At 50.6% G+C, this 25,709-nt stretch carries 8 protein-coding genes; 2 read left to right on the top strand and 6 right to left on the bottom strand.

The genetic code is table 11. The features are described 5' to 3' along the window. Positions 1 to 52: 52 nt before the first annotated feature. The 5 genes from NX720_RS17645 to NX720_RS17625 all read right to left on the bottom strand — a co-directional run bounded on the left by NX720_RS17645 (position 53) and on the right by NX720_RS17625 (position 23,167). The gene (locus tag NX720_RS17645; RefSeq protein ID WP_262596331.1) at positions 53 to 1,735 is read right to left on the bottom strand and encodes a ShlB/FhaC/HecB family hemolysin secretion/activation protein; all 1,683 of its coding nucleotides are present in this window, start codon (positions 1,733 to 1,735) and stop codon (positions 53 to 55) included. Then, complete coding sequence (locus NX720_RS17640; protein WP_262596330.1) at positions 1,736 to 21,139, bottom strand: leukotoxin LktA family filamentous adhesin; 19,404 nt, start codon at positions 21,137 to 21,139, stop codon at positions 1,736 to 1,738. Positions 21,140 to 21,228: 89 nt separating this feature from the next. Further along, on the bottom strand, positions 21,229 to 21,936 hold the full coding sequence (locus tag NX720_RS17635) for a SapC family protein (RefSeq protein ID WP_262596328.1): 708 nt from the start codon (positions 21,934 to 21,936) through the stop codon (positions 21,229 to 21,231). Positions 21,937 to 22,145: 209 nt separating this feature from the next. Then, the gene (locus tag NX720_RS17630; protein WP_262596326.1) at positions 22,146 to 22,643 is read right to left on the bottom strand and encodes a chalcone isomerase family protein; all 498 of its coding nucleotides are present in this window, start codon (positions 22,641 to 22,643) and stop codon (positions 22,146 to 22,148) included. Continuing rightward, positions 22,640 to 23,167 (bottom strand): DUF2878 domain-containing protein, encoded by a 528-nt coding sequence (locus NX720_RS17625; protein ID WP_262596325.1) that lies wholly within the window; start codon positions 23,165 to 23,167, stop codon positions 22,640 to 22,642. The genes NX720_RS17630 and NX720_RS17625 overlap by 4 nt, the downstream gene beginning before the upstream one ends. A 480-nt stretch (positions 23,168 to 23,647) precedes the next feature. Between NX720_RS17625 and NX720_RS17620 the strand changes: the two genes are divergently transcribed. Continuing rightward, complete coding sequence (locus NX720_RS17620; RefSeq protein ID WP_262596323.1) at positions 23,648 to 23,929, top strand: hypothetical protein; 282 nt, start codon at positions 23,648 to 23,650, stop codon at positions 23,927 to 23,929. 87 nt (positions 23,930 to 24,016) lie between these two features. Here the strand turns inward: NX720_RS17620 and NX720_RS17615 are convergent, their stop codons facing one another. Then, positions 24,017 to 25,279 carry a serpin family protein gene (locus tag NX720_RS17615; protein WP_262596322.1) on the bottom strand — a complete coding sequence of 421 codons (1,263 nt, stop codon included), beginning with the start codon at positions 25,277 to 25,279 and terminating at the stop codon, positions 24,017 to 24,019. Positions 25,280 to 25,299: 20 nt separating this feature from the next. On the opposite strand from NX720_RS17615, the gene NX720_RS17610 reads away from it, so the two are divergent. Next, positions 25,300 to 25,428 (top strand): hypothetical protein, encoded by a 129-nt coding sequence (locus tag NX720_RS17610; RefSeq protein WP_262596321.1) that lies wholly within the window; start codon positions 25,300 to 25,302, stop codon positions 25,426 to 25,428. Positions 25,429 to 25,709 lie beyond the last annotated feature (281 nt).

Below are 25,709 nucleotides of genomic sequence, written 5' to 3'. Positions count from 1 at the left end.
AGACTACAGATTGAGACAAAGAAAGTACTCAAACGTTCAATGGCTTTATTGACTACTGCCAGCAGTTACAGGTTAACCGGGCATAAATACGGGTATTGTCCTGATCCGGCACCACTTCTTTCAACGCATTGGCAGCCACAAAGTCCAGACTAAGCCATTTATGCCCTGAAATATTTACCCCTATTCCAGCTGCTTCCATTTTCTGTTCGGCACTGGGGGATTCTATCTGGCCATGGTCGTAAAAAGCATAGAGGTCAAACAGAAATTCATTATAGCGGTAACCGTTATAATGCAACTCCAGCTGTTGATACCAGCCCTTATCACCGCTGGCAATACCCGGTTTATAGCCTCTGAGTGTGGATGGCCCACCTAAAGAAAACGACACTGCACCAGGCAACTCTTTTTCCGAAGTCAACTGAGCGTCGACCGTCGTTAAAGCGTAGAATGGCGAATCGAAATTATAAATAGCAGTGGCCCTGGGGGAATACAGGGTAATTTTCCGGTCAGCCCCAAGCACCTTCTCACTGCTGTCTACCGAGCTATACAATAAACGTCCAGTGACCTGCCAGCGGTTGCCCAGCCAGTTGCCCTCAACACCGGCCTGATACTGCCGGGTCTGATAATCCGACAGTTCTTCACCGGCTACCTTATTTTCTGAGCCGGTACTGCTGGCGGCTCCCAGCAAGGTCAGCCATTTTTCTGCATCCGAATACGCCAGATAGCTGGCTTCCAGCCCGTATCGCATAGTACTGCCTTTTACTTTCAGTGTGCTGAAGTCGCCTGTATTCAGGTCGGTATCGGTATACTGCAAGCTCCCCCCCAGCCGCCAGCCATCGGTTCCTACCACCGTGCTGTAACTGGTACTCAACGACCGGATACCCCTGGATATCAGTGCATAAGCCAGCCCCTTATCGCCGGCCCTGAACAGATGTTGCCGCTGATACAAACCGCTGAGCTGGGTTTCGCCAGTACTTTCATAGCCATAGTTATCGAGAAAAGCGCTGAACGCATTGCGTTGCGCCTCGGGAATGGTAATAACAATATCCGTTAAACCGAAGGCTTTGCCAGCTCGCAATTCAGCCTGCAATTGCTGGTTATGCACCCGATTGTAGAACTGGATATCATTCTCCAGTTCAGTGACATCAATATTGTCCTGATGATCCTGGCTATGCACCCATTGCCTGTAATAGTCATCCGGCGTGTATTCATTGCCAGCAAAAATCACCTCACCAACAGAGCCCTCAACCAGCCGAATGCTGACAATGCCGTCTTCTATTTTCTGTTCAGGTAATACGGCTAACGATGTGTAAATATTTTTCTGACGGTAAAGCTGATTAATCTGACCAACCAGTTGCTGCAGCTTATTAAAAGTAACCGTCTGCCCCAGCAAAGGCTTCACCAGTGCCTGCAATTCATTCCTGCTTAAATGGGCTGAGCGGGAAAAACGGATGCCTTTAAGCAAAAACTCAACACCACCATCCTCTTCCAGCTGAGGCAGAGCCTCTTCTGAGATAACAGGCTTTTTTTCCTGCACTACTTTATCTTTCTGCCGCTGGTTTTGCTGAAGTAAATCCTTGCCAACCTGACCGGAAGGATCTGGCCTTGTTTCTGCACTGAGACCAGGGCAAAGCATGGCAATGCCTGACAAAAAAACAGCGGTTATTGTACATCGGGTCTGCAAATATCGATTAGAAGAATGATTAACCGCTTTATTATTTTTATTATTCAACTTCACTCAGGATTCCTCGTCTTCTTCATCCGGCTCAGTGATCAGCCAGTATTCGCCCTGTCTATTGCCAGAGCCATTTTCAGAACCATTTTCAGAACCATCATCACCGGCTGCCGTTGCAGGCAGATTGGCTAACCAGTCATCCGACACTGTTATCAGTTGTTCATCATTCTCACCATCACCCTGCTGAAAATACTGAGTCTCCGTATTGGAACTGATTTCCTGTGTATTAATATCGTTCTGGTACTCCACACTAAGTCGGTAAAACGATTCCGGCAACCCTGCTACCTGCGGATTATCCTGCTGCCCCTTGTAAGTCAGCAATAGGGGTGAACGATAACGGGTGAACTGGGCATTGGTGGTGACATTAATGCCCTCTACTGCCATCCAGAACGCACCAAACGGGGTCATAAACTGACCATCAACATCAATGGCTCCCCCATTGGAGTTGTTCAAGTCCATGCTTAACCCGGTGTCGGAGCCAAAGCCTGTTATTAGCGACCAGTTATACCCTTCTTCCGTCGTAACAGTGGCTGTGTCGATCAGCAAATTCCCTGTCATACGCATGGCTCCGCCCTTGGTCAACAGGCTGGTAATATGCAGTTGATCAGAATTAGAGAGGTCAACTACAACATCATCAGCATCGACAGAAGGAACAAACGACAGTACTTCAAGGTTCTGGTAATAACTTCTGGCGTCAGAAGCCAACGACAGAGTTTCGTTAAAGCCCCCCATCGCCATTAGCGTCTCAGCGGCGCCACCACCATCAATAGTCAGGTTGATGGTAGGTGCGTAGACCGCCAGCGGGCCAGAATCCGTCATGGTCATGTTATTAACCCGCACACTTTCTCTGGCGCTGACTCCCCCCCGGTCAAGGGTCATGCGATCAGCAAACAGGAAGTCATTAACCAGCAGCCAGGGTGTTCCAATCAGTTCTTCAATTTCCAGATAGCCCAGTGTGGTCATATAAATATTGCCGTTGGTGGCCCGCAGCAGGCTGGCATGCAAATCAGAAGAAGCAATAATATTGATATCCCCTTCATCCGTTCCTGCTGACAGCCAGGGCAGGTCTACCACCAGAGGATCACCTATACCCGTTGCGGCTTCCAGCAGTGCCTTTGCACCACTACAGTTGTTTCCTGCGGAATCACAGCCAACTCTCTGGGTTGCTCTAAGGTGACGTTCGCCTTCGGCAATATTCAAGTCAGTGCGCCCATTGATCGCACCAGTGGAGGTTTTCAGAATAAATGCCTCTTCACTGGAATCAGACGACAACTGTCCAAGCAATTGATCACCACGGGTATAAACCAGAGTCTGACCGGTTGTGGTCAGGGTTGAGTTAGACCCCATCGAAAAGCTGTCAGCGCCAGAGGTTTGCAGAAAGCCAATGGCAAAAGAATCTGCTTTGATAGCCTGTTGAGCAGCCAGAGTGACTTCACTCGCTGCATCAATAGTAATGGCTTTCTGAACCGTTACATTTTCGCGGAAGGCAACAGAGCCTGAAGTGCTATCAGTATCCAGAGCCCCACCAATAATCAGTGTCGCCAATGACTGATCGCCGGAAGTGGTCAGGATTGAGTTACCAACGGTTTCCAATATGGCTGTATCACCCATAGTCAGGCTGGCGGAATTCACCGTTGTGTTGCCGCCTGAGTAAAACGTCTTACTCGCCGCCAGCGCTACCTGATCGGTAACGGTAAGGTTAACTGTCTCGTTAATGGACACATCATCGTTAAAGGTCAGATCATCACCCGCATTAACCGTCAGATTACCCTGACTGCTGGTCAACGTACTGTTAAAGGTGCCGGACTGACCAATGTTCGACAGGTTAATAGCTTTCTCCACCGTAACCGCCGCATTAGCCGTCAGACTTCCATCAACGTCAGCCTGCAATTCATTGCCTACGGTGACTGTATCGTTAAAGGTGGCGTTGCCATCGTTATTCAGTGTCAGAGTGTCGTTTACATTAACAGTGCCGTTTAACAGCAGGTCAGTGCCGGTTGTGATATCAGCGGTGCCGGCAACATCAACATTAAATAACGTTGAATCCTTGGTGGTGGTGAGGCTCAAAGCACCGTCCACATCCAGGGTAGATTGGTCAGCAAAATTCAGACTGGTGGACGAGAATGTTGCACTGCTACCCGAGTAAAGATTCTTACCTGTCGCCAGTGCTACCTGATCGGTGACGATCAGATTAACCGTGTCATTAATGGACACATCATCGTTAAAGGTCAGATCATTACTTGCGTTAACCGTCAGGCTCCCCTGATTGCTGGTCAACGTATTGTTAAAGATGGCGGACTGACCAATGCTCGACAGGTTGATGGCATTTTCTACCGTAACCTCCGCATTCGCAGTCAGGTTGCCTTCGACGTCAGCTTGCCATTCATTGCCTATGGTGACTGTGTCGTTAAAGGTGGCGTTCCCATCGTTATTCAGTGTCAGAGTGTCGTTTACATTAACAGTGCCGTTTAACAGCAGGTCTCTGCCGGTTGTGATCTCTGCGGTGCCGGCAACATCAACATTAAATAACGTTGAATCCTTGGTGGTGGTTAGTTTCAGAGTTCCACCCACATCAAGGGTGGATTGGTCAGCAAAATTCAGACTGGTGGAGGAGAATGTTGCACTGCTACCCGAGTAAAGCTTCTTACCTATCGCAAGTGCTACCTGATCGGTAACGGTAAGGTTAACTGTCTCGTTAATGGACACATCATCGTTAAAGGTCAGATCATCACCCGCATTAACCGTCAGATTACCCTGACTGCTGGTCAACGTACTGTTAAAGGTGGCGGACTGACCAATGTTCGACAGGTTGATGGCATTTTCTACCGTAACCGCCGCATTAGCCGTCAGACTTCCATCAACGTCAACCTGCCATTCATTGCCTACGGTGACCGTATCGTTAAAGGTGGCGTTGCCATCGTTATTCAGAGTTAGAGTGTCGCCTACCTTTGTAGTGCCATTTACCAACAGATCAGTGCCGGTTTTGATCTCTGCGGTGCCGGCAACATCAACATTAAATAACGTTGAATCCTTGGTGGTGGTGAAGTTCAGAGCGCCGTCCACATCCAGGTTGGATTGATCAGCAAAGTTCAAACTGGTGGAGGAGATTGTTGCGTTGCCACCTGAGTAAAACATCTTACCCGCCGCCAACGCTACCTGATCGGTGACGATCAGATTAACCGTGTCATTAATGGACACATCATCGTTAAAGGTCAGATCATCACCTGCGTTAACCGTCAGGCTCCCCTGATTGCTGGTCAACGTATTGTTAAAGATGGCGGACTGACCAATGCTCGACAGATTGATAGCTTTCTTCACCGTAACCGCCGCATTAGCCGTCAGACTTCCATCAACGTCAACCTGCCATTCATTGCCTACGGTGACCGTATCGTTAAAGGTGGCGTTGCCATCGTTATTCAGAGTTAGAGTGTCGCCTACCTTTGTAGTGCCATTTACCAACAGATCAGTGCCGGTATTGAACTCTGCGGTTCCGGCAACATCAATATTAAATAACGTTGAATCCTTGGTGGTGGTCAGTTCCAATTGCCCATCGACGTCCAGTTGTGAGCCCTGTCCAAACAGAATTGATCTGGCGTTGATTCGGGTATCTGCTCTAGAGGCAACGGTTTTACCCGTAGCCAGATTCACTGAATGACTGGCATCTATTTCAATACCAGCCTTGATATCAAGCCCTTCATTAATGAACAGGCCATCTTCGCCGGTAAATTTGAAAGACCCCGCACTGGATTTTACCAATCCGTTAAAAGTGCTCTGCCCTTTACTGTTCACAATGATGTTATTCAGAACCGTCACATCACCATTCACGGTTGCGGAACCATTATCAGACTTAAGCGACAAAGAATCCCCTGCGCTGATCGAGCTATTCACCACCAGTGGTCCGCCGACAGTGACGTTTATAGCCTTGCCGCCTTGCAGCTGATTAAGCGTTGCTGCCTGAGCTGTTGTCAACGCAATATTATCCAGTGACTTCAATACCGAACCGGAGGCCATGGACATTGAGTTATTAATCAATGTCATCGCACCCGAAGCATCCAGTGAACTGCCGCCTTCCAAAATAAGGGAGTCTGACTCAATACTTAACTGCCCTTCTGCATCCACCAAACTGCCTGCCGCCATATTGATACCGGTCGCCTTCAGTGTTGTTTTATCACCGGAAGCGATGGTCTGGCTGGCAGCCAGGTTCAGTGCATTTTGCACATCAATATCAACATCCCTGCTGGCCTGTATACGACGATTTGCGTACAGATCCTTTTGTCCCCTGAGAATAATTGAACCCTGTTCACTGGTAATATCACCATTCAGGATCAGGTCAGCTGCCGAAGTTATGCTGAAATTTCCGGTGGATACAGAGCCAGTACTGACCATAGTATCGCTGCCACTGGTTGCTGTAGCGGTGGTAGCCACGTCCAGATTTCCCAGGGTCAGCGAGGTCTGAGCATTAATCTCAACCTCTCTGGCCTTGAGGTTGTTAACACTGATCGCACCATAAGTGGGTTCAAGGTGGTTTGATGTGGTCAGGATGGCCTTACCCTGGTCAGCCGTAAGGTTATAGAGGTTCATGGACTCTGAAGCGGTCAGGGTCATATTGGCCGCACTGCCTGCGGTTGCCTGACTGTCCATGGCTATAATCTGAGCGTCTGCCACCAGATTTCCAGCTTGCGTTAACACATCGCCCTTGATGTTTAACTGACCATTGGCCAGCAGGGTTAACGGGCCTTTAACTGCGGTTAAATCACCAACAGTCAGTGCGCCACTTCGGGCATAAATATGTGCCTCGCCAGCTGTCGTATGGATACCATCCAGATTGATAGCCGCCCCATCAACGTTCATCACGTTACTGACTTGCATCCGCAGGTTATCACCCGAGCTGATATTGCCCAGCACATCCAGTGTCAGACTACCTGCATTAAGATCACCCTGAATATCCAGACCACCGACACTGGTAAGATCAAGGTGGTTATCAATATCGACCTGATCCAGAGTAAACAGACTGGTGTCTTTTACATTGAGCCAGGCATTGCCTGCATCCCCGTTAAAACCACCTGTGCCTGACATAATCAGGTTCAGTGCATTTGTGCTGGTACCGATATTGTGGCTATCAACATCAAGATTAAATGTGTCGGCAGCAACAAAACTGTTACTGTCGTAAGCCAGCAAGTCGTTATTGTTATAGACAGACAGCAGCCCACCGGCACTGACAGCACCGAGATAGAGGTCACCGTTCAGGTGATGAAGATACATATCCGATGCTGCCCCTGCCTGACGCAAAGCTCCGGAAAGATCGAATTTAACCGCACCGCTCTTCGAGCCAATATTGCCCTGGGTATTGGAAAGATAGAGGTCACGGGCGATGATATTGGTCAAACCGGTTTTAGCACCAATAGAACCATCCACAATTAGCCGTATGTCGCTATTGGCTGAAGACAAATGCCCGATGGTCAGACTGTCGGTTGATTCAATATAAATCTCATCGGTGGCCGCAGCATAAAGCTCTCCCGACACATCAATCTTGATAGGGTCGACCTGCTTCACCCGGAAAGTAACAGAGTCCTTTGTCACCTCGGTTGAAATATCCCCGGCACCGGCTGCCAACAGGGCAGATTTCTGGGCATCCGTAATACTGCCTGTGCCATCACGTTTGATACTGAAAACCAGATCACTGAGGTTCTCGCCGACACTGCCACCGCTGGCTATCAGGTGTACGGCAGACGCCGTAATATTGGCGTCACGGTTGGTGATCTGGCTGGAGGCATCTCCATTCAGGGCGGTGGAAGAGATACTGATATCCAGCTGACTCTGCTTCCAGCGCGCGCCTTCGACCATATTGGTGTACCAGCTGGAGTCTTTTGCCAACGTCAGCTGATAGTCCTTATCGTAACTGCCGGTTAGTAAGTTGCCGTAGTCATAACCCAGAAGCGTACCTTTCTGCTCAATACCCACAGCATCCTCAGGCTTAACGTATACATCAGCCACTGCGGTCTGGTCGGCAAACCATTGCTCAAGTCCCTGGTATTCTGCCTTGATGGTATCGGTGAGCAAAGCTTCATCGACTACCACATAACGCAGCTTAAGCGCTTCAACAAAAGCAGGTTCAATAGTAAAACCTGCATCACTGTCGTCCGACAGTCTCTGTTTGAGCATCCAGTAAGTGTGGTATTTATGGGTAAACTGGTTCTCATAAGACGACACCGTTACGGCACCTGCATCGTCACTCAGCAGGTTCAGGCTGTCCCAGACCGAAGCGTCGTAGGCCAGCTCTTCATCCGTCTTATCCAGTCGGCCAATACCATTGGTCAGACGACCATTACCCAGTTTAATCACCACTTCTTCACTGGCATTGGCACTGTATAACTCCAGATCACCACTGGCCTGATTGACGGCAATATCCGTAGCGGCGTTAAGCTTCACAGCCCCAGCAGTGGAAATATTAATAAACTGGTAAGAACTGGTATTACCAATGGTGCCTACCTTACCAATGCCACCGGTAGAGCTGGTCAGATCCAGCTGGTCTGACTGAATAATGGTGCTGCTGTCTTTCGCCACTATGCCCTTATCAAACACACCAACAATGTCGTACCTGGCCTTCAGATGGCGTAACTCAACCTCACCATCGGCACCCGTTACATTAAAGAAGAGAGAGCCGTGGGTGGAGGTCATACCCAGCTCATCGGTGATAATGGACAGGGCATTATCCCGGCTGCCAATACTGCCCCTTGACGACAGAGTGGTGATATCAGAGGTAATAGCGGTCGATTTGGATGTCTGCAAACTGCCAAGGGTACTGATATTGGTGCTGCCACTGGGGTTATAAATATTACCCGTCAGCTCAATACCGGCTTTGGAGGTCAGGTCAATAAAACCATTGGCCGCCCCGGTAAACTGGAAGGTAATAGGGTTATCAGCCTTCACATAAGTATGGGCATCCATCCACATCCGGTAGGCAACGTTCACCAGAGGGTCAACATTGGTCATATTGCTGCCGTAATACTTGTCGTAGCTCAGCCCCCACTTCACCCGCCAGACATTCTCACCACCATAGTCGTACACCTGGGTCAGATAGTTACTGGCTGTACCGTTTGCACAGGCTTCCGGCTTATAGGTACAGGAGGTGTAATAACTGGTTTCGGTATTCCAGTTTTGTTCGTAATACCAGTTGCCAAGGGTGTTAGGGTATTTTGCAAAGTAACCGTCTATGCTCTTGCCATCGTAGGGTGCTGAACTCTCTCCCGGTGGATCGAAGCTCCGGGCGACTGTGGCACCTTCACGAATATAAAACAGCTGCCCCGCCAGCGGGTTATACGTCATGGTCGAGGTAGTACCCGTACCACCAAGACTTCTTACATAGTTGGACTCGTCATAACTCACAGACCAGGCGCTGGTTTCATATTGCCTGATCCGGTTTCCGGGCGAGTGGACAAACCATTCACTGTAATGACTGCCATTCTTTCTCTTATTCAGGTCAGTAATACGGATCACACCGGTCGCATCATCCCCGGCACTGATCGTACCCAGCACCAGCTGTTTGCTGGAATCGTTGTTGATATCGATTTGGCCCAGCCCATCTTTGACGGTGATATTGCCGTCCTGTCCGGTAGAGGAGATACGCGCGCGAATGGCGACATAGCCGCCACCACTGACCGGAATATCATCGGCTTTCAACTTACCGGTACTGATATCATAGGTTAACCCGATACCGGCACTGCCGCCTGTAGACGACACATCAAAGTTATAGGTTTTGCGGGTATAAAACCCGAGGGCGTCCCTGACCCAGAGTGATTTAGTCTCACCGGGACGAATATGCACCACATCACCGGAAGACAATCCGGCATCTCTTATATATTCCGCAATCTTGCTGTCAAACCCTGAACCGACATCCACAGACCATGAATTATCCGTACCCACAATAATCTTGCCGTTGATATCCAGACGCTCAGCATTAATGACCACTTTCTCGCCAATAATCTGGGTGCCGGTGGAGCCCAGAGAATTTTTCACCTGTTGATAAGTCGCGCTCCTGCTCAGGCTGGACTGCTGATTCTGCACCGGCTTGAACTTCCACTTGCTGCCGCCCCGGCTGCCACTGTTGGTTCGCATTTCAAACACAACTGCGTCGTTACCGTGATATTCCGCCGAGTCACTGAAGCCCCAGTTGAAGTAGATGTTCATCTCGTCGTAGCCATAGCCGCCACCCTGGTAATAACTCTTCTGGTCTCCGGTGTGACGAATGGCACGACCGGTAAACCAGTTATTAAAGTCATTGATGCCAGTGGCGTTAATGGCAGTACGGTACTTATCGTTGAGGTAAATCTGCACAAACCCTTCCGCCGATGGTTTCCAGCCTGCGGTGTAATTGACCAGCGCTTTGGGGTCACGCCCGTAAGACTGGGGCTTGTCGGAGTTCAGCAACAAGCTGCCATTTTCAACATTCAGGTTGATAGCATTGGCTTCAATGGTCGCCTGTTGAATCAGGTCACCTTCTGCCACATCAATATTGACGCTGGACAACAGGTTGGAAATAGCGCCATTGATAATAACGTCAGAGTCCAGGTAGTTAGCCCCGGTGGGCGCATGGCTGATGATGATACCGGTATTAGCGGACGACTGTTCAACCACATAACTGCTGCTCAGGGAAGCACCGCCAGTGACAAAGACGTTACCGCCGGTCTGGTTGGTAATACTCAGGTTTTCCAGCACCAGGTGTTCATCGGTCTTGTTGTCTACTTTGATATAAGCGTCGCCTTTGGCGGTAAAGGTGGGCTTGTTACTGCCTGCCAGGCTGATGGTGTCAGCGACCAGGTTAACGTTACCGGCTGTCGCCTGAATATTCGCCACTTTTATGGCGTGGTTCGGGTTGGCAGACAGGTCATTGACGATAGACGACAGCAAAACAATTTCTGACTTGAGTTCTTCAATCTCTGCCAGATACGGATTCGCACCACCATCCACCACAGTCTCGGACTCAGTGCCGGATGAACTGCTGGTGTCCTCACCATCGCCATCACTGACCGTCACGCCATCAATCACAATGCTGGAACCGTCCCAGGACTCCAGCAGATCAACACGATCCTGCAACGATTTAATATAGGCCTCCAGTTCCGCACGACTGGAATACTTATCGTTCATACGTGCTGCCGTACCGTAGCGATAGAGCTGCTTGCTGATGGTGCCGTTGGTGTTGATCTCAACCCACTGATAAGCGTACTGCCCTGCCACTACCGAACCACTGCCGTTAAAGGTCAGGATATTGCTGGTGCTGGTATCGCTGCTGCCAAATTTGGTTTCGGAACTGAACAGTTCCAGGTAGGGGTTCTTTTCAACCCCTCTGTGAGTGGAGCTAAGCAGCCCTTCGTTGGCTTCAATAAACACATGGCTGTCGGAGCCTATGTTGAAACCATCCGCAAACTCCACCTTGTTGTTCAGGGTGATATGGGATCTGGCCTTGTTACCAGCTGGGATGGGAACCAGAGTCCAGTTATAGACATTGGCGAGGGCATTACCGGTCAGCTGGTTTTCATTAAAGTACTGACTGCCCCGGCCACTGTAGATACCGACATTGCCATAACCATTGATATTAACGTTTTTACCGATATTGACCTGATTAAGAATATCCAGATCAACGGTACTGACACCACCAACGACACCTGCCGCAGCCCAGACTGTTACATTAGCCTGAGACACCGCACTCCCCCTGGAGTAAGTGCCAATGCCAATCTCGCCAGCCGGATTATAGAGCTTGACCCCTTCTGACAGAGAGATCTTGTTGCGGGTTTTTACATCCACGTCGGATTCAGCCCCGGCTCCCTGTACAGCACCGCCAACTTCCAGTTTGGATTCGTCGTATACAAAGAAATCCGTGTTGGCATCCAACATAATGCTGTGGTCGTAGGTAGTGTCGAGCCAGGCCAGGTCAGATATCTTCAGAACCGAGTTTTTACCCACGATGACTTCAGCGGTAAGATTTTTCAGGTTCTGGTAAGAAAGTCCCGCCGTACCGTTAGCCGCACCGCCTCCGGCACCGTGAATAGACGACGTGAAGCCACTGTAGTAAGGGTTCTGTATCTGGTAAGCACTGTTGAACGCATCAATATCCACCTGCATGGCAGAGAAACTGACGTTTTCGCCCAGCTCTACTTTGGCATTAGTGTCCACTTCCACCAGCGAGGTCGCACCTGAACCACCCACCACAGAAACCGTGGTTGAATCGGTGCCGGCAAAGAAATCGGTTTTACTGGCAGCGGAAATATAAACGCCTCCGGCATCCACAGGCACTATTCGATAATTGCCGGACCAGTCTTCTATAAGAACCGCAGCGGAGTACTTGCCATTGCCATAGTCTCCGGCGTCCATCACCGATTCAGCGGCACTGCCGGAGTAGTAGCCACCACCGCCGGCTGTGGTAAAGCTCTGGTTCTGGTTATAGCTGTTGGCGTCCAGAACCAGGTTGCCGGTTCTTTCCAGAGCCGCTATCGGATTCTTGCCAAACTCAACCCGGCTGGAGGTAAAGGATTGAGCAACGCCTGTCTGATAACCGCCCGCCACCAGTCCGACAAAGTAACCGTCGGCATCGGCAATCTGCACCCCGGTATGACGAGCGTAAACAGAGAAATCAGAATAAGGTATGGAAACCCCATCACCGATTCGGGCAATGGACTGCGACCGGTTGGTCGCCCTGGCTTCACTGCCCGCAACACCCAGCAACAGTGCGCCGGAAGCGGCAAAGGCTCTGGCATGCGCCGTCTCATAGCCATCCACGCCGCTCCCCGTTTCAGAGCGCACAACGACCTTACCACTGCCATTGAAAATAGTTCCGTCGCCGACTTCCGCTTCCGCTTTGGTCTCCGTAACCGCATATGCGAAGGAGCCACCCATGGAGCCCCCCGCTCCCACCGTGACACCATAGGCACTGGAATAAAGCTCGGGCGCAGACTGTGCAGTAATATCAACGACACCGGATGCTGAACCGGTATCAATGGTGCCATACACCGCCGACTTTACGCTGGAGTCATCATAAGCCTGAGTCACCACCCCCTGCACACCGGCGATCAGACCACCAGACAGGGCAAAGTTGGTACTCTTGATCATCCCTTTATTCAGGGCAGAAACGGAGAGACTGTTAAACCCATCCACCAGCTGGCCGGTCTCCCCCATCCAGGCATCGATATCGCTGTTCTTTTTGGCATAACCGATGCTGACACCAATCGCCGCCGCACCAATATTCAGGTTGAAGTTACCGTCGGTAGCCGACGATGGCTTACCACTGTCTACATCGCCCAGACGGATTTCAGTGGCATCCGTTGCCGTGACTTCAAGGTTTCCAGTGTCGTTTCCTTCAACCGAGTTAATACCAGCCACTACCCGGTTTTCACTGCGGGCATCGTTATAGTTGACCACCACGCTGGTACCACCCAGCCCCACGATAAAACTCTTCATTTCCAGCGCCGCATCGTCCGCACTGGCATTTTCCAGACTGGCACCAATAACGGCGTTGCCCGCCTTGATATTGCTATCAACGGTAGCGATATTCATTTCATAAGAACGACTGATGCCCACTACGCCAGCAATACCGACAGAGCTGGCCTGTGCAGCCCCCAATCCCTGATAGCTGTGCTGCAATGCACGACTATTGACGTTAAGTGTATCCACATCAATTTCGCCACCGCTGATACGGGCAGCGGTGACACTTTCGCCACTGAGTTTCAGGGACTTACCAGACTCTGTCGTCGTTGAGGTAGCAGGCGTACCGCTGCGTTCAATAGTTACACCCGAATCTGCTGATATTGCTGCCAGGTCTTCATCAGACAGGTGTCGGTTATAAGCGGCGGTATCCGCTGCCAGAACGGTATTCGCTTCATTGCGGCTGGGGTCAAACTCATTTTCGGCATTGGTGCCATCTTCTGCGGTGGTGTCGCCCTGACCATAAAGCGCCACGCCGATGCTGACCGCTGCCGCTACATTGGTAGAAGCCCCACCGGCCACACTGATCAGGCGTGATTTGCGTTGGGCATTGGCGTCAAGATCCAGCGTACCGGCTTTGATGTCCGAACCCACCACTTCGCTGTAAACCTGCGAACGCCCCAGCACCACATTGGCCACTGCGCCCACACCCACACTGGCACCTGCGCCAATGCCTGCCGCCCACTGATCAGCATCCTGAAACTCCTGAGCATTCACCGTGACATTGGTTGCGGCTGAACTGCCATCACGGCCACGGAGGTCAGTGGTCAGGTTATTGTTCTTGAGGTAGCCATGAATGGCAGCACGGGTTTCACCACGGAATTCCGTGGTATTGACCATGGCAGCAACCCCATAGCTGCCGGACAGTCCGGCACCGAAGACATAGCTTTTAGCACTGGCAACACGGTCAGCGTCTACGGTGACCGTATTCGCATTAACAGCCGTTGTGCGTGTATCACCATCGTCGTTCAGGTCATTACCAATAATGGCCTTGGAATCACCGCCAACAATATTAACCGCCAACCCGATACCGACGCCCACTGTCGTACCAATACCCGCAGCTCCTGCCGCGACATTGGCTTCCTGACGACGGTCAGACACCACCAGTACCTGTCCCGCAGTGGTCGTACCACCCCGCAGCCATGCCCTGGTATTTCCTGCCTGTTCAGTAATCACCACCGAAGCAGCGCCACCCAGCCCCCCCGTGGTTCCCAGCCCTGCCGCCACACCGGCAGAAACCGCCTGCGCCAGTTTCGAGCTATTGGCGTCAATAGTCAGCTTGTCAGCATTGACGGTGGAATTTTCAACCGTCGCTTCACTGGAACGCTTCTGGGCATTCGTGGAAAAGCCACCGACACCGGCACCAGCAGCCTCCCCTCCCCCGGAAACCGCAATACCGGCTGAAACAGCCAGTCCGGCTTCATGGGCATTAGCCCGGACATAAACGTCGGCACCGCTTTCATTACTGACACCGGAGTTAATAGTGGCGTTTTTGATATAGGCTTTGGTGGCATTGTAAGTGCCATTGGTAGCAACATTGGCGTTAATGGCAACGGTTTTGCCACCTGCGCCGCTAACGGTAATGGCTCGCTGTTTGGTTCTGGATGTGGCATTGACCACCAGACCATTGACGTTTTCTTTAGTACGTTCCACAGAGAGCAGGTCAAAGCCGGAGGTCAGGTCGCCCATGGACACTGCATCGGGATTTGAGTCATCGCCGGCCGTAGAAAGGTCTGGCAGATTGCCATACCCCTTGAGGTCGCCGGTATCCACCTGCATGGTGCTGCCCTTGCCTTTAGCGATCACCACAGCATCATCAATGTAGGCTTCCGTTTTGCCATATTCCATGGCCGTTGAGATAGCAACCGCCCCGGCGCCACTGTCCAGTCCGATACCCACCGCACCACTGCCCACCAGGTTGACACTGAGCGCATCGGCATTGACCAGCACATTGTTCCAGGCCTCAATACGGGCATCGCTGGCAATTCTTGCTGTCACATCGCCGTCTATGATACCGGTTCCCACTGACCCGGCTAACGACACCTGTTTAGAAGCCGCCACACCAGCATCAATGGTCAGCAGCCAGTTTCGACGAAAGGCATCGACTATTACATTTTGAGCTTTCAGGGTGGTGCTGCCGGGGTTGCCACTGTTGCCCAGAATTTCAGCCGTCACATCAGAATCGACCCGGTTGGTGGCAACCGCAACACCTCCGGCGGAACCGTTGCCCGAACCAGCGCCCATCCATGCCGTAGCCACGCTGTCGGTATAATCCTGTCCCTGAACAATCACATCGCCGCCGTTATTGGCATCCGCATCGGCACTTCGGTTGGTGGCAATATCTTTAATGCCTGCCTCGATACTCTGATCCACATTATTGGTGGCAATAGCACCGGCAAAACCAATCCCGCTCTGCCCAAGACTGGCACCAATGGCAATGGCATTACCCACCAGCAGATTATGATTTCCGGATGTGCCACTCAACGCGCGGACACTCAGGTCGCCATCGACCTTCAGTGTCGTGTTGCTGATGCGGGCTCTGGTTGAATGCTCATCAGTTCCCACCAGATTCAGAGCCACTGCCAGACCACCAGCGGTAGCCCCGCCCTGACCACTGGCAACAGCAACGGAACCTGCGACGTTTATCAGGTCCATATCATTTTGGGCAATAACAGACAGCTGACTGGCATTAATGATGCCTTTATCCACTCCGTTCCAGTCGCCAATTTCTGCGGCTATCTGATTGTTCAGCCGGTTCACGGCAACGGAACCTACCCCTGAAAATCCACCAGTCCCCACGCCAACACCAATGGCTACGCTGTAAAGCAGAGTATTGTCCCGGGCATTAACATTCACTTCCGCGGCAGAGTCATTTCTGTTGATATTAACGTCTTCAATGCGGGCTTTCGTTTCACTCTTAACGTCCGCATGGGCGTAGGAAATACCCAGGTTTTTCTTGCCAGCCTGAACGACACCTGACACGGCAATAATGCGTTTGCCTTCGGTGGAATAGCTGTAGGTGGAACCGCTGCCATCATCGGTGGTGTGGACATTGGTATTGTCCATGGCCGCTTCACCACTGAAATCAAAATCCTTATTGATAGCGCTGCTGCCAAGGCTGCTGAGAATGCTATCCAGCGTACCGTCTTTTTCACCGCTGGCATTCACATTCACAATGCCCGCATTGGTAATGTCTGTTCCTTTCAGCAGGGTTTTGGTATCAGCGCCTATGGAGCCAATGGCAAAGCTGCCAAGGAAGCCAAGCGAGTTATCAAGATTATTGTTATAGCCGATGCCTGCTGCACCAATACCAATACGATTCAGGCTTCTGGCGCTGATATCAATACGGTCAAAATCGTTTAAATAGCTTCGGGTATTGCCACTAAAATCGACGATAGCTTCTGTGGCTGCACCGTTGTAGACATCTTCGCCATAGGCGCTGCTCAAGACATTATTACCATCCGGATTGGCATTTCCGGGAATCGCCGAAGGGTCATTAATTTCGGCAAAGGTAATAGCCAGACCGGCTCCCTGTTTGCCGCCGGCATACAGTGAACCACCACCGACGCCTACATAACTGTTGTTATAGGCAGAAACTTCCAGATCGTTATTAGCTCCCTGGTTGGAACTGATGCTGGAACCCTGAACCCTTGCTGAAGTGCCGTCGTATATCTGCGCACCGGAAATGGACAGTGCACCATTTTTGGTCAGAACCGACAACTGATCCGGTTTGGTAACAGAGAGAGCCAGCGCCACAGACGTCAGTTCTCCACCATGCAGAGCCTGCACACTGACATCGTCCGCATGGGAAATCGTAGAGTTAGTAATCCATGCCAGGGCATCGTTAAAGCTGATCTGGTAAGAGATTGCACCGGCAATAGTGTTCTGATTCGTTGGTGACTGTGCGCCCAGTAAGGACAAGGCGGCTGAGCCGGTAGCGCTGGCAGAAATCACTTTCTCCAGTGCCTGCACTTCGACGTCTACATCATTATGACCGCCGCCATTGCTGTGACCCGAGATGACCGCACCGTCTACCATTGCTTTGGCATCGATATTATTGACAGAAACCGTGAAGCTGCCCGCCCCGGTCATCCCGGTCTGGTCAGAAGCCACTTGAGCGCTACTCTTACCAGAATCGTTACCGGAATCGTTGCCGGAGTCATTCTTGCCACTTTGCGATGACTGACCTATTGAAGAGTCACTGCCACTGCCGTTTGCTCCGGTGTAATTGGCCGCCACTTTAGAAGAGAGCCCGTTATACCAGCCCTCAAGTTTTGTTCCGATGCCCGGCTCTGTAGAAGGTTCAGTGGTGACCGCACCAGCCACTGCCAGAGAACCATTGGTTCCAGAGGCTCGTCCACGGACGGTGACCGAATTGACAACAATACCTTTGGTTGGATCAGGAGCCGGGGAAGAGGGTGAAGGCCTGGGATCATCTTCATTGTTACTGTTCTGGAATTTTACCTTTTTGTACTCGTCCCGATTATCGCCAATAAACGCCTTGGTATCCCCCTGGGATATATTCGCAGCAACAGCAACGCCAACCGCTGACTGGTCAGACCAGTTAAAGGCACCTGCCGCTGCCCAGTTTCCGAACTCATGGTCAGCGATAAGAATCAGCTTGTCCGCCTGCAACCCGGCGAGATTACTCAGTGAAGCATGGGTCAATACTTCAGAGTTGAGAATGCCCACCGCACCATTGGTACCCGTTCCCCTGCCTTGTCCTGACGAGGGAGTAACAAGAAAGTGTCGTTCATCCGTTTCCGCATAAATGCCCACATTGCCTGAAGCGTTAACGGTGCTTTTGCCAATGCCTGCCACCGCCTGACCGGCCTGTTGCACATAGGTAATGGAACCGCCGACAGACTTACCTTTCTCATTGGTGCCATTAGCGTTAGGAATTAACCCAAGGGAGCCCAGATTCCCTGCCAGATTAACGGTTTCCATCAGGTTATAGGCTTTTACCGTCACAGAGTCCGTGAAGGAAAAGTTATAATTGATGTCCGAAAATACCTTGCCTTTGGTAAACAGCCCCTGAACCTGACTGTTGGCCTTTACCTTGCGGCTGGCACTCCAGCTGCCTGTGCCAGTGGTGGTAACATTGGCGTGATCACCAATCCAGGCCTTGGTGTCAAAATCATTCCAGACAACATTAATGGAACCGCCATAAGCTTCTTTATCCGCAGAAGAACCTGAGTTGGCAAACGATGTCAGAATATTATTCTGCAATCCGCCAACACCATTAAATTTGCCGATCACATCGTTGAAGGTGTCCCACTTGTCATAGGTGGAGACAATGGGCATGTGCTGGGCGGAAAGTACACCCACATTTGCTGCGTCAATAGTGACCGAATCACCGATTTCAGCAATCGAGTCACTGTCGTTTATAGCAAAGTTCAGGGCAAGCGCCAGTGCTTTATCAGTCTTGTTGGTTTGACCGCTCTCCTGGGCAGGCGACGAAACCGCTGCCTCGGCAGAGGTTCGATACCCGCCCTGATCACCTCCCAGCGACCCATTATCATTACCACCGGCTACCGAGTTGTCATCAGAGCCGAGATCGGTCTGGCTAGCCACCAGTACATTGCCTGAAGCATTCACCGAGGGAGCAGACGACTGACCACTTTTATTCGTACCTAGGTAACTATAGGCTTCGTGATCGGAAAGGTTCAGGGAGAAGGCCAGACCACCTTTAAAATCAACCTTCCCATTGTCGCCTTTTGGTACGGACTCACCCACCGGGAGGTATTTATTGATCTGGCTGTTCACGCCATTCTGTATGGCCGATAAGCCCGCAACCCCCTGGGAAAATACCGTTCGTGCCAGAAGGTTACTGCCAACAGTAACCCCTGAATGCACCCGCTGGTTCAGCGTCCGGTCAAGAGCGGTAATGGTGACATTGCCGACTTTGTCGCTGTTACTGCCAATGCTGCTGCCCAGTTCCGCCGTAGCGCTGGTATCAAAATCACCCACCGCAACGGCAATACCATAGCGGGTATTTTTCAGGCCATAGGCACTGGCTGAAACATAGAAGTAGTTCTGGTTTTCAGCGGCCACCACCAGATTATCCGCATCCAGTGTGACGCCGGAGTCTATTTTCGCAGTGGCATCAACATCAGCGACACCCGCCGCTGCGGCAATCACCAGCTGGTTACTGTCGTCTGCGACCACATCCAGCGCCGACGCTGACACATAGGCTTCATTATGGGCTGTTACATCCAGGTTGCCTCCTGCCTGAACAGTGGCTCCCTGTTTAACATGGGTGGTGCTGGTCGCGTCGCTGTCAGCGTAAACGGCAGCCAGCGACGCGGTTCGGCCATTTAAAGTGATGGTTGAGGCATCAGTGATCGCATGGGCTTCTGAAGCCAGCTCAACATTACCGCTGGCCTGTATATTGGCATTGCCGTTTACGTTAACCGTGGCATCCGCTGTGGCATCCATAACGAACACCGTCGCACCAGCCAGGACACCGGCACTGATCATGCCAACGCTTGAGCCGGGGTCTTCATAAAAAGAGCTGGCGGCGGTTGATTCGGCTTTAGCAGTAATATGGTTGCCGTAAACCGTACCATCCATGTCAATGGAGGTTGTCGAGCTAACCACGCCAATACCAATGGCTTCACTGACTCTGGCAGTCAGCGCTACATCACCACGGGCAGAGTCATCACTGTTGCGGGTATCCAGCATGCTGCCGGAATTAAGGTCAATATCTTTTGAGTTAATGGTAATACCAGACTCTGCCGCCAGCCCACCACTGACACTGACATTGGAGTCAGCCGTAATCGTGATGGAGCCTTCAACATCAACAGAGCTGCTCCGGTTTGACTGAAACCGGTCAGCCGTGACATTCACAGAGCCATCGGAGGTGACTGCGCCAATCAGCGAAATACCAGAACTATTTGTCTCCGGTGTTGAGGCAGACGACGCTTCCAGAATAACCTTGTTACCGGAGCCGTTTAAATTCAAGGTGGTGCTATCGTTACCCTCAGCAAGAAACTGGATACTGCCTGAAGAGGACAGGTCTGCCGCATCCCGAGCGTCCAGCACGGCTTCAGAATTTACGGTGATATTGTCCGCAGTAAAGGTAAAACCACCATCGGCGTATAAATCACCCGACAGATTAATGGCGTTGGCAGCACTACTGGCCGCCTTGAGAACAATGGTTCCCCCGTCAACCTTTAGCTCCGTTGGAATCGTCAGGTCATCCAGGTTAACCGCTGTGAAGTCACCATTAACACCATAACCACTGACTCCGGTAGCCGCTGCGGCATTACCTGAAATCACAATGGCATCCTTATCAATCTCTACGGTGTTGGCGAAAATATCCACACCCGATGCCGCATTAACCTTACCTGAGATTCTTACTGTCCCGGCCGGTGATACCGCAAAACTATTGTTCAAAAGACTGTTAATATTATCCGCGACCGCTTCCGTACCGCTGACCAGCGCATTTAATTCAGTTTCTGAAGGAGTCTTAACCGACAACTGACCAACATTCACAACCCCGGTTTTACCGACAATAAACCCGGCAGAGCTGGCGAAAACAACATCGCCTCCCAACGTCCCGTTTTTGTAGCTGTTTAAAATGCCATGAACGGCCGGTGCAGAACTGCCCCGAACAATATTCACCAGTTTGCTGGCATCGTTCGGCACCTGAAGATTAACGACATTGGATTCGCCCACCACAAACTTATTGAACACATTGATCGCATTGGTGCCCGATCGTTTGTCGGAGGTAATGGTATGAACCGAATTAGCTGAAGTGACTTTAGTAAAGTTCGAATCCGCCTGTATATCATGCCCGGCTGCCTGGGCCTGGGTAGACAGAAAAACGGCGGTGAATGCGGACAGCGATGGGATGTGCAGCTTGCTATCAACCTGTTGATTAATCAGGTTGATGGAAATCGCCAGCTGATTGCGATCAAACTCAGCCATACCAATTCCTTTTGAGTGAAAGCACTGAATCCTTATGTGCCAGAGTCAACAAACCGGGCGGAATGCCCGGTTCTCATAAACAACAACGATCAGTTGTCGACCTTCTGTCGTTTAACAAGACGATTAAGCGCCCCCAGGGAGTGCAGGTGTGCGTAAGTCCACGCCAGCCAGCCCTGTTTAAACCAGGCAGTCACTTTTTTACCATCCAGTTCTGCCAGTTTTTTCTCGTCAATGACATGCAGCCCTTCAAGCCGCAGAGGGTGATCTTTGTCAATTAAAATCTGAAGATTGAAGGGAGAAAACAGTTCCAGCTCTTTACATTCATCGCAATATTGCCGGGTAACTTTATATTGCTGGTCGTAGTTATTCAGGAACTCAATGATATTGTTCAGTGTTGAGGAGTTTTCACCTTTCTCGTCAAACAGAGCTTCCCCCTCGTCATCATCAAATTGTTTTGCCTGCTGGTCAAAACAGACCGTTCCTTCTTCATTCAGGGCAAAAGGATAACGTCGGACAAAAGCAGGGATATAGCTGTTTTCCCAGGAGCCGCTGCTACCCAGATGCTTGTGTCCATGTTCCATTAGAGAAAGCAGTGCAAGAGGGAAATAGTCACCTTTCTCATCTTTGCTGAACACGACGGGCATATCCCGGCTGGCTTCAAAAAATTCGATACCCGTCAGTGGGACTGAATTAACCTCTTCCGTAAAAGAAAAATCGGTGGACGCTTTAAAAGTCAGAGTTTTATGAACTTCCCGATTCAGGAAAACCGGCTCGTTGTAAAACAATAGTGAGGCCATTGTGTAATTCCCTTTAACCCTGTTTTTATTGTGGTTTTGGATTTGTCAGAGCATGCTTTTGCATTGTTTCACGCTTTAAACAGAGCTGTAAACAGTACCTGTTATCTTTCTGGTTCGCACCAGTGCTTTCCAAGCTTTTCTTCAATAGACTGTGTTGTACAACATTAACCAACCAGGGCGGCTGGCTTAAGCAGATTTATTTCAGAGAACTAATCCTTCCCGAGCAACTGCAGTCGCAGTCCGGGGTATGTCGTTTCGGGGGACAGCCAGATATCAATAAAGGCTCTGGAAAAGTCAGCTTTCATCGGCACACCAAGCTGCTTATCTGCCTGAAAGAAAACACCTTCATCGTGAGAGAACACAAAAGTCAACTGGTCACCTTTGCGCACATCGGGCCATATCGCTTCAAGCTGCGCCAGCCATACCGCCCGGCGAGCCTTTGGAACGCCCAGGTGTTGCCACTGTTCATCGGTTGCCTCCAGCAGGTCTTCCCGACTAATGTCCCGCTGGTAAGTAATCACGAGAGCAAGCGGTTCCTGACCGGGGGAATACTGCCCGGTTGGCGTTCTCAGTTCAGAATTATAAATAGTCCAGAAACCCCAGGTCAGTTTACCCTGTCCAACGGTTTGCCAGTTATTCCAGTTCAAAGTGCTTGCCTGCGACAGAAGGCTGATCAGCATCAGGCAGATCGGTACGATCAATCTCATGGGTTAACATCCCTGTAAATAGTTTTGTCAATGCGCTTCAGCCACCAGAGCGCCAGCATAGAGAACAGCGTCCAGCAAATAACAATAATCACTGCTGATTTTAGAAGCCCCAGTGGCAGCATCACTGCTCCCAAACGTTCTCCGGCAAGATAACTGACCGCACCTGCCGGACCACCCAGGGCAGCAATGAGGAAAGGCGTTCTGGCCAGAATGAGTTTTCGAATACACCACAAAAACGTAGAGAAGCCCAGCCACAACACCATCAACCAGACCGGGAGCCCTGACTGTGGGTAGAAAGTCGTTTCAGCAAAGGCATACACCCCGAAATAAACCAGCAAGGCATCCATCAGTATTCCCGGCAGAGCCAGCAGCAGAGCCCACTGAAAGCCACCGGGAACAAACCACCAGCTGGTCAGCAACATAAGAACAGATAACCAGATGTATTGTGACTGTCCAAAAACACTGACAAGCCAGAACAGGTTAAACACGATGCCAGTGGCAATGAGTGTAAGGTTCTGATTCATACCGTCTCGTCTCGCAACTCCATTGCAAAAGCTGTTTGTTATTACGATCCTTGCCTGTTTTCAGATCAGGCTTAGGGAAGCAGCAGAACATAATATACCGCTGTTGGCTGTTGGCTGTTGGCTTTTGGCTGTATGAGCAGCTAATAGCCAACAGCCAACAGCCAAAAGCCCGGTAAGTTATTGAATGCTGCGCCCCTTAAGATTGAGTCTGCTTCAAGATCTCTCTCTTAGTCGCCCATGGCAGTTTATAACGCTACAGTTGTATCGTTTTAACTTGCTACAAGGCAACATTATTAAACCTATTGCTCCTGTACACGACAAAAAAATGAGCTGACAACATCTCTGCTAAGAACTAAGTGATAAGCTATATCGTACAATGTTAAGAAATGAAGGCGATGGTCGAAAGGTTATCAGTTAGGTGTCTTTTCGCCAATCTCTGCTATTGCGTATCTTTCAATCACTATATACGAGTAATTGCCAATGAGTCTTAACGCTGAACAGCAAAACGATACCGAGCTTGACCATATCAGGGATACCCTTACTGGTATCGTTTCCTTCGCCAGTAAAACCCGTGGGGAGATGCACCAAAGGTTTGACCAGCAAGACAAGCGTTTCGACCAGCAAGACAAGCGTTTCGACCAGCAAGACAAGCGTTTCGATCAGCAAGACAAGCGTTTCGATCACCAAGATAGAGAAATTGCTTCGTTGAAAGCTGACAACGCAGAGATCAAGGAAATGCTCAAGACTCTACTCTCCCGCTAACACGCACCTAACAGCTCGTTCTACCCGACTGCGGCCTTCGGCAGAGGGTAAACTCCGGGTTTGCCGCCGTACAGGCGGCCTGGAAACTCATGAGCCGGTATCGGGTCTGTAAACATCAGCGAAAATATGAACCACATCCTGCGAGTCAACAACCAGTGTCGTGTATGGACGGTCAATTGTTACTGATATTTGGTCTGGGTAGTAGGCGTAAGCTTCCTGACCTTCAGTACTTGTCACTGCCGCGGCCTGAGAGCCCTCTATATCTGTCAGGAATGAAATGCTCTGCCAGGCATCAATACTTTCTACAGAAACCCTGGGGATAACAGCATCCGGGTTAAAATTCTGAGCCTGGAACAATGCCGTTAGAATGCTGGCTGACTGGCGGGGAGCGGACAACTGATGACGGCTGGTCGTATGAAACGTAGGCATGCTCAGTTCAACCCAGCGCTCCGTCAGATTTTGGGTCAACTGCCTGACTATGTTTGCCGTAAGCTGTCCCGGACTGATGCGCCTGGGAGGTAAAACCATCCGCATTCTGAATCTTTGGCCATTTTCACTAAGCCGATAAGGCAGCTCAACCATTTGCCAGAATGAATTGCCACTAGCGTCACTGGCAGCTCTATATGATGATCCATTATCTGACCAGCGACTGTAGCGAATCAAGGCATGTTTATACCCTATTGAAGGAACCAAGGGTCTACTTCCATCCTGCTGACTGAAAACGAACCTATCCTGTCGCTCCATGGGTATCTGCCATTGCCCATCAAACGTTATAACGTCAAATACCCCAAAAGCCGCATTCGCATTAAAGGTTAGTTCTTGAGTACTCAGTTGGGACGGCCGGGAGAAACCATCCTGAATAAAATTCCGAATGGCATCACGAATCGCCTGGTTTCGATCTTCCGGGGTATAATTTATCGGGACCCCTCCCAGGAATAAGACAGCGGGGGAAAACTGCCGTCCTTCGCTGGTGGCAAATATCTGCATGGTTCTCAGCCCCCTGCCACCGGGCTGTTCCCCTTCAGCCATTTCTGTTTGAAGGGGAGCAGTCAATCGCTGGCGATGTTGCTCTATATGGGCTGCTATCTGAGCAGGAAGACGGATAGGCCTTAATATGGGTATAACCGAGTTCATCACTTCCGTTGGAGAGAAAACCATGTTGTTGCCATCCTCTGATAAACCGCTCCTGACCTGGAAAGTGAGATCCAGATTATCCGAATACTGACTACCCTCCTCCCTGGCTGAAGCAGAGGGATGACTGAGAGGCGCAATGTCCGGCGAGTGAACATCCTGACCACAAGAACTACAAGCAACTTCTGTCCCGAGGTCCTCAAAAACACCCCTTCCCACTGGAAGCACCTCACCACACCATGAGCAAAAAAGAAGCTGGTCATCTCCGGCATGGGCTTGTAATGAAACCAAAAAAAACAGTAGAACAAAGCCTGTTTTTAAAGGTAAAGATGATAAGCAGCGAACCAAACCATTTGGGCAGAACATAATCGGCATTACCTGTTTATTCTAATGGGCCAACAATGATGCTCAACGGGCAAAATCGCACATCAAGCCTATTAACCCGGTTACAAAATCAGCCGTGTAATATAGACGGATATTTCACAAACCACTTGCTGATTCATGCAAACAATAATTAATGGTAATCCCCGTACAACTCATGCACTGCCTGAACAAACACGGCTGCTTTTTTCCGGCTGATCGGTTAATAGCGGCCACAGCCATTCGTCACAATGCAAGTCTTATAACAATCCATGATAATTTGCGGAAA

This window comes from Endozoicomonas euniceicola (assembly GCF_025562755.1).
Classification (GTDB): domain Bacteria; phylum Pseudomonadota; class Gammaproteobacteria; order Pseudomonadales; family Endozoicomonadaceae; genus Endozoicomonas_A; species Endozoicomonas_A euniceicola.
This window is presented reverse-complemented; position numbering and strand designations above follow the sequence as displayed.

Bases quoted from the DNA above. Each gene is read 5' to 3' on its own strand.
- NX720_RS17640 (WP_262596330.1), bottom strand. From the start codon at position 21,139: ATGGCTGAGTTTGATCGCAATCAGCTGGCGATTTCCATCAACCTGATT.
- NX720_RS17635 (WP_262596328.1), bottom strand. From the start codon at position 21,936: ATGGCCTCACTATTGTTTTACAACGAGCCGGTTTTCCTGAATCGGGAA.
- NX720_RS17630 (WP_262596326.1), bottom strand. From the start codon at position 22,643: ATGAGATTGATCGTACCGATCTGCCTGATGCTGATCAGCCTTCTGTCG.
- NX720_RS17625 (WP_262596325.1), bottom strand. From the start codon at position 23,167: ATGAATCAGAACCTTACACTCATTGCCACTGGCATCGTGTTTAACCTG.
- NX720_RS17620 (WP_262596323.1), top strand. From the start codon at position 23,648: ATGAGTCTTAACGCTGAACAGCAAAACGATACCGAGCTTGACCATATC.
- NX720_RS17610 (WP_262596321.1), top strand. From the start codon at position 25,300: ATGAGCAAAAAAGAAGCTGGTCATCTCCGGCATGGGCTTGTAATGAAA.